The following is a 14,653-nucleotide window of genomic DNA, read 5'->3' as shown; positions in this document are numbered from 1 at the left end:
GGAGTTAAGAGTATGGAGATTGGATTAGTCCGATTTGGTCACAAGATCAACCAGTTTCTTGACACCCCAGACTGAGCCGACGGCGATGGCGGGGACAACGAGGACTGTGCCCGCCAGCATCCCTCCGCCAACCAGCGCACCCAAGGCTGCGAGACCAGAGGTGATGCCAGCGGCACTGAGACCGAACACAGAGCCCGAGGCGGCCACTGCCGCGATGGGAACGCCGGCACCGGCCAGGCTCGCCGCGGACTCCTTGATGAGCTTTTTGAATGATTCGGAATCGCTGGGAGTATTCCGGAGTTGCCAGAGGCCAAACTGAACCTGCTTGATGGCCTTGATCTGCTCGTCTTCAACTCCGAGCTTGCGGCCAATTTCAAAGACGTAATCCTGTTCTTCGACCGAGATATAGTTATTGGCCAGGGCGATGATAAACAGATCTGTGATCAGCGTGAAGCGCAGATCCGACTCAGAAAGAGCCTTGATGCCGGCGATGATGGCTTCTCGGTGTGAGTCTCTCAGGTCATAGACGGCGGCATAGACGCGTGCCTTGCCTTGATCCGAAATATCCAGCGCATTCATCTGCTGCTCAAGCTGCTTGCGTTCCTGCTCGTCGAATTGACGATCGACATAACAGAGCTCTCCCAGCAGGGAGACATAGGCAATACGGGCTTCCTCTGGATAGCTGAGGATCGGATGGGCGGGTTGTTCTGTCATGGATCTGACCTGGTGGATGCTGAAGACAAGGAACGAGAGATCTGCAGGGCTGTAGCAGACCTATCCATCCAATGGATAGGGCATGCCGGTCGCTTCGCTGATCGCCGATGCAATCAGCTCCAGCCGCTGCTGCTGGAAACGCTCGAACTCGTCGGTCCAAAGCCCCGACTCGGGCCCATGGGGGATCAGGTGACTGCCCAGCACGGTTTCCATGGGAAAGTGCTCCGTCTCACGGAGCTCAGCCAAATAGTCGGACGGTGCCCGGAATTGGATCCGCTGGTTGGTCTCTCTGTCAATCAGGCATCGGTTCAGCACGCAGTCACGCCGACGAGGCTCAACATCGCCACGCTGATCGAGATAGTGAGCCGGGAAGATGTGGTGGTCGTCGATGCCGCTGCTGGTCAAGAGCCTGTCGTTCAGCACGGCACGGCTGTGGAAATCGAGCGGGCGCTCGCCACTGGCGAGGATCAGGCAGATGGTGGCGCGGTAAAGGGAGCGCTGCCTGGGGGTGACATCCCGCAGCTGCTCGGGGTTGAAGTGGAAGCTGCGCACGTTTTCAGGTGCCGGTGCCGCTGAGTCGCTCAACCAGGGGATCAGCTCACCCACATCACGACCGCTCTGGGTGTTGGGGGAACTCTCGTAGGCCTGGCTGAATACCGAGCACCAGAACCAACGTTTGATCTGCTCGCGTTGGGCACCGACTGCAACGCCCCTGGAGGCCCCAGCTCGTGCGAGGGCTGCAGCCATCGGAGCGAGCATGGTGTTGAACGGCAACCAGCGAGACTCAAGCACCCAGCAGTCATCGTGAAGGATCGTGAGGGAGAGCGCCAGGGCTTCTATCACCGGTTGCCACCACTGGGTGATGGGGCTAGCGGTGAGGTTGAGTACGTCGCCGCGCTTGCAGCTCGGGGTGTTACCGCCCGCCAGGGCAATCGCCATCAGCACGTAGTAAGGGTCCACATCGAAGTGGGCGATCAGCGGGTGGTTGCTGCGGGCTTGCTCCCAGAGTTCGCGCAGCTTGATGTCCTGGCTCCAGAAGCGAGCAGTGAGCAGCTCGAACACGCTGAGCTTCACGCCGGTGCGGTTAAGCGTTTCGAAGATGGTGCAAAGGGCTGCGGGCTCGGTATCGGCGGAGAGGGTGACGACGGGAAAGACGTATTGGTCAATGCGGTTGATCCACTGGGCCTCCAGCTCCTGCAGCTGATCTTCCAGTTGGTCGCGCTCGGCCCCCTGGCGGGTGCGGGCCACCTGGGAGGCCCACTTGGAAAAGCCCGTGCTGCCCTTGTGGAGCACAGACAGTGGAAGAAGGAGCAGCTCGGCCTGCAGCTCAAGGGCCTCTCGCTTTGCTACGGCAGCTTTGGTGCGCCGGAGGTAGCCGATGGCGTCTTCGAAGTCGACACCGTCGATCAGGGCACGGATGTCGAGGTAGTAGCGGTGATCGCCCACGCCATAGAAGGCTTGGTAAAGGGAGGTGAGGCGCTGCTGGCCATCGAGCACCAGGAAGGTGTGATCGGTGGTGGCTGCAGGGGCACCCTCAAATTCGCGGCTGGAGAAGGCGCGCTGGCGGTCGCGCACGCGCAGGATGCTGCCGGCCGGGTAGTTGTTGGCGATCGAAACGATCAGCGCCTGGGTGGCACTGGGCTCCCAGACGAAATCCCGTTGGAAATCGGGCAACACCATGTCGCCGCTGTGGATCCGATCCAGCAGATCGAGGAGGGGCTTGGAGTTGGTGTCTTCGTAGATGGTCACGCTGAGGCTCCTTGCTTCTCGAAGAAGGCCCAGGCTGTTCTGTAGTCCTCCACCCGATCACACCGATCAAACGGCGCCTCATAGCTGATCGTGCGCTCCACCGGCCCACCGGGCTGGCTGTCATCGAGGATGGTGCGGGAGACAGTCCCGGAGTTCATCCCCTGGATGTCCTCCCAGCCGGTGGTCTTGTTGGGGCCGCGGCCTGAGCCCTTGCGGGGAAAGCCGACGCCGGAGAGGCCCTTGCTGGCGGTGAAGACGATGCGACCGGTCTGGTCGTACCAGGTATCGCGTTCGTATTGCTGCATCACCGGGAACTGCACGCGGTAGATGGTGATCAGTTCATCGAGGGTGAGTCCCAGGGCCTGGGCCACGAGCACATCGATCTCCACCAACGCCTGACGGCGGGCATAGTCGGTGCGCAGGGCGCAATCGCGTAGCCAGGTGGGGGTGAGGTTAGTGAACAACTCGTTGGGGAGGCGGGGATCCTGTTTGGCCCAGCGGTGCTGGAGGAAGGCTTCATCCCAGCATTCGCTCCATAGATCGGCGTAGTGGGTGGTGAGGCAGTTGAGTAATAGGACTCTAATAAGCTGTCTTTCATCTGCCGCGATAACCGGCAGTGTTCGTATGAGTGCTGACATGTTTCCTCGACCTGTAGACTTAACGAAGAAGTCATAGGCAATGCTGCTTAGGTTGCTAGCTGTCGTCAAAGAGAATAGGCTTTCTTTGAAAGCGAAGGATATGCAAGTATTGATGTGTCCGAATCCTGGAGGGCATATAGCGGTAATCAGAGTTCTTTCTCCCGACTGGCCAAGCATGAAGCGGCTTGTAACCCGATATAATTCCGTCACCGGTTTCTTCGTCCCCCACGGTACCCGCGGAGTGCGGGCCCGGTATTCGGAGAGCGAGACATCCGGGCGGTAGTTGGTGCGGGGTAGGTAGTCGTCTGGCAGAGTAGTGAGATCGAGGCAGTCGTAGTGGCCCTTTTCCGTGCAGATGGCACGAGGTGATTTGTAGAGAGGAGAGCCCACGAAGAAATGGGGGCCCGAGAGCACCAGTTCGGAGGCATCCGCTGGGAAGCCGGTGTCGCGTCGGATGGTGCCGTCTTTTTTGACCGCGTTTGTTTCGTCCCACATCACAGTGGCGTAGTAATCACCCTGCAGATCACCGAGGCGTTGGGGCGCGGCAGCAAACTTCTCCAGCACGCTCTGCAGTTGCTGGGAATGCAGCGTCGGCAGGCGCGCCTGGCGGGTGGGCGTGCCCGGTTCGTCGTAGAGCTGCGCGTAGAGGGCCAGGCTCTGCTCACCCACTGGAATCAGGCGCTGTCGGTGACCCGCCATGTTCCATTGGTTGTCGTCCGTCTTGATGCCGCCCACCGCCCCATGGCCGTCATGGGCAAAACAGGCCTCCACTGTTTTGCTATGGAACAGATTCGCCAGATGGATGAAGCTAGGTTTGCGCGTTGGCCCATAGATGTTGAGGCTGTACTTCACTCGGTGGCCGATTGGAAACAGCATCAGCTGGTTCTGGAACTGGAAGTGATTCCGCAGCCGCCCATAGAGCACCTCCCGTAACGCACCACCCTTCGGATCGTCGTACACGCCCTCCGGATGCAGGAAACCGCTCACCCCCTGCTCTGAGGCCGCCCGCCAGGCCTGTGGCAGGAAGCACTTGAACAGGTTGGTCTGGCTGCCCTTGAGCAGCGGATAGTTCACCACGGCATTCAGAAAGTCCTGGCTGCCCGCCTGGCCCACGTATTCCTCCAGGTAGGCCGCTTTCAGAGCAGGGTGCGATGCAAGGGCCTCGCCGCGGAGCTTGGCCAGATCACTGGCGCTGAGCTTGCGGACCAGCACCATCGGATCCACATCACCGATGATCCCTTTCTCCTCCCACTCCACCTTCAGCCAGGGGGGGTTGCCCACGATCAGATCAAAGCCACCGCCTTGGATCACATCGGCGAACTCCAGGTCCCAGTGCAAGAAGCGCTGCCGCTTGGCGCTGGCCTCCACCAGCTTCAACCGCGGGAACTCCTCCAACAGCTTGGCCTTGTTGACGTACCCATGGCGATCGGAGAAGTCCACCGCCAGCTGCTTCGGTTGCGTATCGGGCAGCAGCTGCAGCTGCCCCTCATCCGCTTCGAGGCTGGATTCCAGATCCCCCAGAACCATGCTCAGCTCCAGCAGCCATGTATCCCGGCTGGGCAGCAGCCCTGCCTGATCCAGGGGCCAGAACCACAGGGCGCACCAGTAGTCCATCGCCAGCTTCAGCCGTAGCCGCGCATTGGCATTGGCCACCCCCTCGCCGGCCACCTCCTGGGCCTGGATGCGGTCCTTCAGGCTCAGGGGCTTGGCGACGCCCTTGGCTCCATCGCCGGGTTCTTCCCACACCGGCAGCGGGTCGGTGGTGCGCTCCCGCACCTGGGCCAGCTCCGGGATCCACTGCTGCCACAGCCCGTCCGCCAAGCGGCTCAGCCGCTGCAGGGTGCGGATTTGCTGATCGCTGAAGGGGGCCTTGATGGCCGCGGCCTGCCAGCGCTTACAGCGCTCGATGTCCTCGGGCACCAGGCCCTTGATCACCTTGTCGGCGTAGGCCGCCATGCCGGGATCGGGCAGCAGGAAGTGGAAGATGGCGTCCTCCGGCAGGGGCGCATCCCAAGCCAGCTCCTCGGGGGCCTGCTCATGCCAGAGCTTGTTGGGCTTCGCCTTGCGGCCCGTGTCGGTGGGCAGCTGGCGCAGCCGATAGATCTGGCGGCGGGCGCCGATTAGGGAGTTACCCACATGCAGCTGCTGGCCGAACCAGGGCACGAAGGCCCGGCCGTTCTCCGGTTGGTAGATGCTGTTGAGCCACAGGCTTACCTCCGCCAGCTCCACCGCCACCGGGTTGAGGTCGATGCCGAACACGTTGCGGTCGGCCAGGCGCATCTTCACCTTCTGAAGCTCGGTGTTGTAGCGCTCATGGCTGATCGTGCGGCCCGTTTCCTGCTGGCGCAGCTCCAGATAGGCCTGGGCCAGCTGGTTCACCACCTCGTTCAAGAACGCCGCCGAGCCCATGGCGGGCTCGCACACCTTCAACTCCAGGATCTCGGCCGCGGATTTGCCGGGCAGCAGCTCCTTGAGGGCGTATTTCACCAGGCACTGGGTGAGGGATTCGGGGGTGTAGTAGCTGGCGCTCTTCTCGCGGTCGCGGCCGGCCAGGCGGTAGATGAAGGAGCCCTTCGCGTAGCACTTGGCGCTGCCGGTTTTGGGGTCCACCACGATCTCGTTGGCCTTGTAGGCCGTGAGCCGCTCGGCGGTCACGAAGTGGCCCACATCCAGTTCGTCGTGCTCCTGGCCGCTGGCCTTGGGGGCGCCACCATCGTCGTCGGCCTCGTCACCCGACTCCTCCTCAGGGTCCTCGTCGTTGCTGCTGGTGGTCTTTTCCTTCGGGGCCGGCTGCACCTCGTAGAGGTCGACTTCGGCGAAGAAGCCGCGGAAACTGAGCAGGGCCTCGTACACCGCTCCCAGCTGGTTGATGCCCAGCTGCGAATAACTCACCCGGCCGCGGCGTTTTCCCTTGCCCTCCTTGGTGAGCGACATCAGCTCGATCACCTCCCGCAGCACCACGTTGCGGAAGCGCACGCGGCTCAAGGTGGGCACGCGCGCTGGGTCGAACAGATGGGCCTTCAGCGGCGTCAGCCGGAAGCTGTCGTGGAAGGGATCCTCCGCGTCGGCCAGGGGCAGCTGGGCTGTTTCGTCGTCGCGTTTGGGATAGCCCTCCCAGATCATCTGGAACAGCCGATCCAGCGAATCGCTGATGTAGGTGCTCTCCTTGTCCTCCTCACTGCCCAGCTCGGCAGAGTCCATGTCCCGCAGGCTCTCGAGGCTGTAGCCGAGGCGATACACGTCGCTGCCCATCGGCGCATAGCCCAGATCAGGCCGGCTTTCGATGTAGAAGAGGAACAGCAACCTGTACATGTACCGGAGGCACTCAAAGGTGAGGGCCTTGGCGTCGGTTTCGCCCTTGTAGACCCCCTCGCGCGCCTTGGTTTTGAGCCACGTGATGGCCTCATTGCCCAGCAGTTCAATCGAGCGGCACAGGGCGTACTTCAGATCGGTGGAAACTTCGTAGGCGTGCTTGTGGCTGTTCTCGTCCAGCTCATCGAGCAGCGGCGTGCCGCCCCCGCTCGGGCAGGTGTGTTCGCGGTGCAGCAGGGTCGCCGCGGCCAGCAGGGCATCAGGGTTGTTGTCCCCCAGGAGCGTGTCGAGTTCGAAGCGCAGTAGCCGTGAGGCTGCCCACTTCTTTCGGTCGATCAGCAGCAGCTCGTCGCGGCTCACCGCCAGCACCCAGCGCGGCGGCAGGTCCTGGCCGAACACCCGCTCGCTGATCAGTTCTTCCCAGGTTTCCGCGCCCTCACAGTCGCCATCGGTCAGCACCGTTCCCAGCGACGGATCGTCGATCTGGCAGCCCCAGCGGCTGACGATCGTGAGTTCCAGTGGATCGGCCGGCTCATCGTTGGGGTTGAAGCACTCCACCGCCCACAGCCAGGGTTCGCCCTTGGCATTGGTCACCTCTGCGAGCAACGGCACTTGGTAGGCCTCCGCGCCAACCAGCACCGGTTCAGCCTTGGGGGCATAGGGATAGCCGAGGGCCTCCAGCAGCGGCTGAAAGAACAGCTCTCGCTGCAGCCGCAGCCGCTCGGCTGGGTCGTTGCTGATGCCAAGTTCGGCCTCCCTGAGCTTTTGCCAGGGCTTGCGAAGGGCCTTGAATCGTTGCTCTGGGGTGCTGACCTCAGCCATGGGATCGGCCACCAGTTGCTCCCTGGCGGCTTCGACCCAGCGCTCGCGCACCTTCTTGATGTCGCCGGTGAGCACGCTCTCCAGGTAGTGAGCGGAATAGAACTCGTTGGCGTTGCTGATGCCGGGAAGGGCCATGGGTCAGGCCTCCCGGTGAAGAACGGCCACCAGCTTCAGGTAGGGGGCGGGCTCAATGGTCATCACTTCCTCCACGAAGCGCTCGTGATCCTTGAAGCGCTCCTCAATAGCCTTCTGGTCCGCTGTGCGCTTCTTGTCCTTGATCTGCCTGGGCCGCTGGTCGGCGGCGTAGGCCAGCTCCAGCTGCTCCACCTGCCGACCCCTCAAGCGGCGCAGGCGCTGCCGCTGGGCCTCCAGCTCAGGTTGCATGCGCTCTTTCCATTGCTCGCGGCAGTCCAGGAGGTACTGGTGGGCCGCATCCACAGCCACCTTGCGTTGCTGCTTGATGGATTCGGCGATGGTCGATCCCGGGTTCGCGTAGCTGCGGCGACTCAGCTGCAGCCGCTCGGCCACGGCCTGAAACGGTTCCACTGCCGCCACCCGCAGGCCGCTGCCCGCAAAATGCACGGCCACCCACTCCTGCACTACCGGGACTCCGCGTTGGTTGGGGATCGTGCCCTGCAGCACCATCACCACCTCGCCAGGATCCAGACCCTCGCTGAGCTGCAGCACTGGCGCCTGGTGGCGGGCAAATGCGATCAAGCCGCGGTCGGCCAACCAGTCCACCAGCGGGTGCAGATCCCAGAGGTATTCCAGTTCAGGCCGGGCGCTGTCCTGCCGCCGTGCCTGCTCTAGGGCAGCCTGCAGGGCCTCCGGGTCGGTGCTGAGTGCCAGGCGCTGGCCTCGGGGTGGCTGAAGTTCGCGGGGGTAGCGGTCGTAGCGGCGTTGCAGATCTTTCGGTGGGCTGAGCTCAAGGCGTTCTTCGGCGGGGTAGGGCTTGAGGTCGAGCTTTTCGCTACGGCGCTCCATCTGCTCGCTCACGGCCTCCAGGGAGCGCTCCACATAGCTCCAGAGGCTCGGGAACAGGCTGAAAGCTCGGCTGCGCTGCACCGTAGGGCCCGACTCATCGGGGATGACATTGCCGTCAGTGGTGTCGCCGTCATCAACGCCGTAGAGATCATCAAAGTTGAACAGGCCATCGTCGCTGGCTTGCTTCAAATAGCGCTCTGCGTTGGCATCCATACGCGCTTCCAGGCCTGAGGCGTCTCCGGCTTCGACCGCTTTCTCGATCGCTGTTTCCTCCGCTGCCGGATCGAACACCCGCAGGAACACTGAGGGATCGCCGATATTCTGCTGGGCCTGCGCGTCTTTCTTGATCAGCACCCGCAGGATCTTCTCGGTGTCGCCCATGCCCTCGCTGCGGGAAGCCGTGAGCAGGTAACGGATCTGGGGTTGCTGCGGCTGGCCATAGCGATCGATGCGGCCATTGCGCTGCTGCAGGGTCATCAGCGACCAGGGAATGTCGAAGTGCACCAGCCGATGGCTGAGGTAGTGCAGGTTCAGACCTTCTGAGGCCACTTCGGTAGCCACCAGGATGCGCACCGCCTCCTTCCCCTGGGCGAACTGCTCCACCACCTTCGTCTGCTCCACATCAGCCATGGCGCCATCCAGCTGAACAACGGCGCCCTTCGGCAGGCCCAGATCCTGGGGCAGATGTTCCACCAAGAAGCGCTGGCTTTCACGCCGCCCCGTGAAGATCACCAGCCGGTCCTTGGGGTCCTTGCCGTTCCAGCTCCAGTCGGAGCGGATCAGCTGCAGCAACCTTTGGTACTTGGAGAAGTCTTCGGCGCCAATCGCCACCAGCACGGGTTCCAGGGGTTCAAGGGCCGCGATGTCGGCCGGGGCTGGTGTGGCACCAGCCCGCAGCTTTTGAAGGCGGTTGCGCACGGTTTCCAACGCCGCCATTGGGCTTGAGAGCATGCTCTTGGCCAGGGTGGTGCGGAACAGCTGGCCAGCCTTGGCCTTGGCATCGGCGTCCGGGAGTTTCAGCTTGGCCAGTAGGGCGAACACCCGCTCTTCCCTTTCGCTCGCTCGGCACTCCACATCTCTACTTTCCCGCTCCTTGACGGTCTTGCGTAGATCGGCGATCACGTCCTTGCGGAAGCGCCGCACGTAGAGATCCTTGATGTCCTCCTTGGTGTAGTGGCTCGGGTTGGCGATCGCCGTGGCATCGAGCATGTTCATCAAGCTGGCGAAGCTTTCCGCCTTGCCGTCATGGGGAGTAGCGGAGAGCAAGATCAGCGTGTCGGAGCGGGTGGCCAAGCGGTTGGCGAGGCGTGCCCGCTGGCTCTTCTGGGCACCCTTGGCCCGTTCGGCCACGTTCTGGCACTCATCGATCACGATGATGTCCCAACTTGCGTTTTCCAGATAGAAGCGATATTCCCGATCGTTCTTGAGTGTGTCGATCGAGACGATGGTTTTGTCGTAGTAGTGAAAGACGTTCTGGCTGGTGGAAACCTTGGCGCGCACCTTCTGAATGGTCTCGGAATCCAGCCGGACCAATGGAATTGAGAAGCGTGTCCAGAACTCCTTCTGGAACTGCACCAGCATGCTCTTGGTTGTGACCACCAGGATTCGCTTGCCCCGGCCCCGGCGGATCAACTCGCTGCAAAGGATGCCGCACTCAAGCGTCTTGCCGAGGCCCACGGCATCGGCAATCAGCAACCGTTGCCGCGGCATCGCCAAGGCCTTGGCGGCTGGCTGCAGCTGGAAGTCCATCACGTCCATCGCCGCCAGATGACCCACCACAAGGGATGCATCCGTGGGAACCGTGCGGCGCAGATGGGCCTCGAGGAACAGCAGGCTGTCGCGGTACTGGGGAGAGGGATCAGCCACTAGCTCGGTGTCTTCCGGCTGCAGCACCTTGAAGCTGCCGGCCGCCTGCTCTACCTCCACGATGAAGCGGGCCTCCTTCTCCCGCAGGAAGGCCGACACCCCCACCACATCCACCACCTGCTGGCCGTCAGAGCTACGGCCCAGGCTGCGCACCATCCATTCAGCGCTGCGGCACTCGATGCGGGCTCCTGGGGCGAGGACGGCGGCGCTCATGACTGGGGTCCCAAGGGTTCGGACACGATCGCTTCAAGGGCCTCCACGTAAGCCTGCTGGCGACTGACCAGCCAGGCCGTCAGCTTGGGCCAGGTAGTGGAGTCACGGGCGTCGGCATCCAGCGATTGGGTCAGCCCGTAGCCATCGCTGTCGGAGATGGGGACCCCCAGGCGTTCCTCCAAGGCTTCTTGATGGAAGAGGAGCAAGGCCTTGGACTCCTCCAACGGTTGGCCGCGCTTGCCCCGCACGAAGATGCCGCAGCGGTACACGTAGATGTAGGTCACCACCACCAGGCTGCTGTTCTTCAGCGGCTGCCAACGGGAGCTGGCAGCATCCGCCGGCCCCCACTGGGATTGGTCGGGGTAGAGCTCCAGCAGCCTGCTCCAGAAGGCCAAGCGGAACTGGCCTAGGGTTGAGAGCTCACCCGTCTGGGAGGCCACCTGCTGTTGGAGCTTCCGGTCCCAGCCGTTGGGCTTGGCCACCACCTCGAACAGGGGGGCGATCGGTGAATCGCTGATCCGTACGGCCTTGACCTGCACCGCGAAGAACGCGAAGGGATCGACGGTGTGATCGTTCAGCCAGTGGATGGCCGAGAGGTGGGGATCGCGGAAGTCGCTGGCAATCCAGACGATCACCTGGGCCTCCAGGCCGGCCAGGTAGGTGAGGATCTGGCCGAGGTGGTTGTGGTCGGTCTGCTCCAGCTGGTTCTCAATCAGCACCAGGGATCCGTCCTGGGGGTTGCGGGCCAGCAGATCCGCTGAGAAGGAGCCCACGCTCACCTCCTGCCCCTCCAGCTCCAGGGGGATCCCCAGGGCAGCCGAGAGGCGGTTCAGGTTTTCGGCCATCCAGGGGGTGAAGCTATGCGCCTCATGGGCCCAGGCCTGCCTGAGATCCACGGTTTCCAGCAGGCCAAGGCTGGGAATCTGCTTCATTGAGATCCAGCTGGCCCTTGCATCACAGGAAGCTAGGCGGCAAAGGCGATCTGTGCCGTTTTCCTATAGGCCGCGGCCGGAGAGAACTGGCATCTCGGTAAGCGAAATGTGAGTCGATTCATGACCAGCCCAGCGCCTGTGCTGGCCTTCCTCCGCCCTCTAATGCTCTGCTGGAGGTCGCAGCTTCGATCGAATGGCAGGCACTGAGCAAGGGGAGTTGGAACTGATCGCCCCGGTTTCTGAGGCAAACCTGGCGCCCTCCAACTCCAATGCGGCAGCACTGGAGTGCAAGGGCATCCGCTCCACCCGGGATTTCCCTGCCGATCTAACGGCCCTCAGCCGAGAGCAGATCGAGCACCACTACCAGGCGATGCGCAACAGCCATGCCTCGCTCACCCGATCGAGGTCCCAGCTCCAACGCCGCTCCAGGGAGCTCACGGTGGCGCGGGAACGGTTCCTGGAGACCCTGCGTGGTTACGAGGGCCGACTGATGACGCTGGGCCAGGAAAAGGCCGAGGCCCTGCGCATCGCCCAGGACATGCACCGCGAGCTGGAGGCTTTCGAGGATAAACAGCAGGCGCTCGATGGGATCTTGCAGGAACTGGATGCCGCTAAGGAGGAGGCCGGCTACTGGAGCATCTTCAGCATCACCCGGCTGATCGAGCGCATGCGCCGCCTGCTGCGCGGGAGGAGCGAGGGCTGATGGGGGAGCTCAGTGATCGCTTCGGCGAGCTGATGGCGCGCATGGCCAAGGGCGATGCCGAGCTCTTCCGCACCGTGGGTGAGCAGAACGCTGCGATCCGGCAGCTGGTGGAGGAGGTCGCTCCTGCGGAGCTCGCCACTGAACTAGGGACCGCGGCCCTCAATGGAGCTCCGCACCCTTTGCTGCCGAGGGACCAGTGCACTCAAGCGGCCCTGAAGACCCGCTTTCGCACGGCCGCAGCCGCCCACGCCTATCTGGAATCCGCCCTAGGCCCAGCTCCAACCAAGAAGAAAAACTGGGACCACCTGAGCACCGTTTTTGAAAGCGGAGCCTGGCCCGCTCCTGCAAGCGCACTTGCACGATCGGGAGCTGCTCGCGGCGGAGTTGGTGAAGAAGCTCTGGAGCAGCTGGAGAAACGACTGATGCTGCGCATCGACCAGCTGGAGGAGCGGGTGATCGGGACCATCAATAAGCTGTTGTCGAACTAGCAATGATCTGGATTGTCCGATATCTTCTGAGTTAGATCCTGCCTCGATTCATGATGCTCACTGGAACCGATCTGCTTGCCAAAGTCAATGAACTAGGTGATGCATCTAAATCAGAACTGGTTCGCTCGACTGGCTATGTTAGCCTCAACAAAGATGGCAGTGAAAGGCTGAACTTTACTGCCTTCTATGAGGCCCTGCTAAAGGCCAAGGGCGTGAGTCTTGGCCAAGGTGGTGCCAAATCTGCCACTAGCAAGATTAGTAACAAGCTCAAGTTCGTTGCTACTGTTCAGGGAAACGGTAATCTGTTGATTGGCAAGGCCTACACTAGCTTGCTAGGCCTCAGGCCGGGCGACAAGTTCGAGATCAAGCTGGGCCGTAAACAGATCATATTAGTGCTTATGCATCCGGAAGATATAGTTGAATTCAAGCCACCATTATCCACTAAGAACGACCGAGTGGTGCCGATCTGGTTCGCTACCGACCGAGAGCCAGAGGGTGATGTCTATGGAAACAGACCGAGTAACTGCACATTATATGGACGGGCACTGGTATATGTGCCAGAGGCCCATCGCTTTGGGGAAACGGGAAGCAGCTTCTTAAAGAGGCTTAGCAGGTTTGATCTACGGAATGATCAACTGCGGCTTCAGTCCTGTGAATCTCGTGATCATGAATCCTTCATAGATGAATTGCGCACCATCATGAATGAGGTCCGAGACGGAGGCGAAGCTCCCTCGGCACTGGTATATCTACATGGGTTTAATACCAGCTTCAAGGAAGCAGCAATTCGTGCTGCGCAATTCGACGTGGATCTCAGAGTCTCTGGCGCAACGGCGTTCTTCAGCTGGCCGTCGCTCGGTAGAATAGGCTTAACCGATTATACAGCTGATGAAGCCACCATTGAAGCTAGTGAGGCCGCTATTTCCAGCTTCCTGGTCGATTTCACAAACAATTGCGGTGCAGACAAGGTGCACCTAATTGCCCATAGCATGGGCAATCGGGCTTTACTGCGTTCCCTACAGCGGATCGCTGCAGACGCGGAGTCCAAATCAGATGTGAAGTTCGGCCAGATCTTCCTTGCGGCTCCTGATGTGGATCGGCGTTTCTTCCTCAGTCTTGCCAGTCTTTATTCACAATATTGCGACCGAGCCACTCTTTATGCATCAGCGGCCGATAAGGCGCTGGCGATATCAACTCTGTTGCACAAAGCCCCGCGGGCTGGCTACTTTACCCCCTACACAGTTACTGCCGGTTTAGACACTGTGGTAGTGCCCGAATTCAATGTCGATCTCATCGGGCATAGCTACTATGCAGAAGCCGAAGCCCTTTTGTATGACATCTATAATTTGATGCAACACAATACCGAGCCGCAGAAGCGTCAGCGTATAGTCAAAATGGAACATGAGGGAGAGCAGTTCTGGGGATTTAATCGTTGAGCAAGGTGACAGGTTACGGCTATTGCGAATAGAGAATGGTCGGCTGCCGTATTGAATGATTCCAAGATTCGCAATACCAAAATGCTCCTAAGATTCTTGGTGCGCCCAATTCATTGACCCCCGCTCTACATACCCAGGTGCCCCTAATCGCTAGGGCAATACCGGAATGTCCTAGGCGCCGACAGGGCTCATAGCCCACTAGCCCCCCTCCAATCCAGGGGTGCTCAGCTGAAACAACACATGATCAGATTGCCCAACGCCACCACCGTTGCCCAGTTCTCCGCCTCGTTGAGGCCAGAACTACGGGTGGGATTGAAGCTGTGGTCACCTCTAGCGATCCAGCGCAGCTGCACCTGGGGCGAAAGGTCGTAGGTCTCCTCCTCCTCCCGCCGCCCAAACGTGTCCCGCACCATCTGCAGGATCAGGGTTGGAGTCTGCAAGGCGGCCAGGTTTTCGGTGCGCAGCTGCAAGGGCTTACCGGGCGGGTGGAAGGGATAGCCCAGGCACAAGCAGCCGGGCACCCCATCGCTTTCGGCCAGTTCATCCACCAGCAGGCTGGCCATACGGCCGCCCTCGACTTGCCCCCGATGAACACCGGCCGGCCCGGCTGCTCTGTCTTCTCCAGCCACACCTGCTGGCGGAACGCCTCCTGCAGCACCGGCATCCGGTCAGGCCCCTGGCGGCGGCCCGTCTGGTGCATTCGAGCCACACACACAAACTCGAAACGCACCACCCGCCAGCCCGATTCGGCCAGGCCGCCGGAGATGGCCGCCATGAACGGGTTGTCCATCGGTGCCCC

At 61.5% G+C, this 14,653-nt stretch carries 8 protein-coding genes and 2 pseudogenes; 4 read left to right on the top strand and 6 right to left on the bottom strand.

The window, feature by feature from the left end:
- Nucleotides 1-24: 24 nt before the first annotated feature.
- From KBZ19_RS00595 to KBZ19_RS00575, 5 genes are read right to left on the bottom strand one after another with little or no spacing between them, the layout of a single operon-like run.
- On the bottom strand, nucleotides 25-714 hold the full coding sequence (locus tag KBZ19_RS00595) for a TerB family tellurite resistance protein (protein ID WP_255099316.1): 690 nt from the start codon (nucleotides 712-714) through the stop codon (nucleotides 25-27).
- Between the two features lie 60 nt (nucleotides 715-774).
- Nucleotides 775-2,463, bottom strand: coding sequence for a DUF262 domain-containing protein (locus KBZ19_RS00590; protein ID WP_255099315.1), 1,689 nt, complete (start codon nucleotides 2,461-2,463; stop codon nucleotides 775-777).
- A complete protein-coding gene (locus tag KBZ19_RS00585; protein ID WP_255099314.1) occupies nucleotides 2,460-7,370 on the bottom strand; it encodes an Eco57I restriction-modification methylase domain-containing protein in 4,911 nt (1,636 codons plus the stop codon). Before KBZ19_RS00585 ends, KBZ19_RS00590 begins: the two co-directional genes overlap by 4 nt.
- Before the next feature lie 3 nt (nucleotides 7,371-7,373).
- The gene (locus tag KBZ19_RS00580; RefSeq protein ID WP_255099313.1) at nucleotides 7,374-10,298 is read right to left on the bottom strand and encodes a DEAD/DEAH box helicase; all 2,925 of its coding nucleotides are present in this window, start codon (nucleotides 10,296-10,298) and stop codon (nucleotides 7,374-7,376) included.
- Nucleotides 10,295-11,230, bottom strand: a complete 936-nt coding sequence (locus KBZ19_RS00575) for a hypothetical protein (RefSeq protein ID WP_255099312.1) — start codon at nucleotides 11,228-11,230, stop codon at nucleotides 10,295-10,297. Before KBZ19_RS00575 ends, KBZ19_RS00580 begins: the two co-directional genes overlap by 4 nt.
- A 193-nt stretch (nucleotides 11,231-11,423) precedes the next feature.
- Between KBZ19_RS00575 and KBZ19_RS00570 the strand changes: the two genes are divergently transcribed.
- From KBZ19_RS00570 to KBZ19_RS00555, 4 genes and pseudogenes are all read left to right on the top strand, one after another.
- Nucleotides 11,424-11,933, top strand: a complete 510-nt coding sequence (locus tag KBZ19_RS00570; RefSeq protein ID WP_255099311.1) for a hypothetical protein — start codon at nucleotides 11,424-11,426, stop codon at nucleotides 11,931-11,933.
- Nucleotides 11,933-12,421, top strand: coding sequence for a hypothetical protein (locus KBZ19_RS00565; RefSeq protein ID WP_255099310.1), 489 nt, complete (start codon nucleotides 11,933-11,935; stop codon nucleotides 12,419-12,421). Before KBZ19_RS00570 ends, KBZ19_RS00565 begins: the two co-directional genes overlap by 1 nt.
- Before the next feature lie 53 nt (nucleotides 12,422-12,474).
- Nucleotides 12,475-12,816 (top strand): annotated as a pseudogene (locus KBZ19_RS00560) (AbrB family transcriptional regulator); the annotation flags it as partial.
- A gap of 3 nt (nucleotides 12,817-12,819) precedes the next feature.
- Nucleotides 12,820-13,854 (top strand): alpha/beta hydrolase, encoded by a 1,035-nt coding sequence (locus KBZ19_RS00555; RefSeq protein WP_315856318.1) that lies wholly within the window; start codon nucleotides 12,820-12,822, stop codon nucleotides 13,852-13,854.
- Nucleotides 13,855-14,078: 224 nt separating this feature from the next.
- Here the strand turns inward: KBZ19_RS00555 and KBZ19_RS15060 are convergent.
- Nucleotides 14,079-14,629, bottom strand: a pseudogene (locus tag KBZ19_RS15060) (alpha/beta family hydrolase).
- Nucleotides 14,630-14,653: the final 24 nt, after the last annotated feature.

Source organism: Synechococcus sp. L2F, from assembly GCF_024345695.1.
GTDB lineage: Bacteria > Cyanobacteriota > Cyanobacteriia > PCC-6307 > Cyanobiaceae > MW101C3.
The sequence above is the reverse complement of the archived record's forward strand: the minus strand, read 5'-3'. Positions and strand labels throughout refer to the sequence as shown.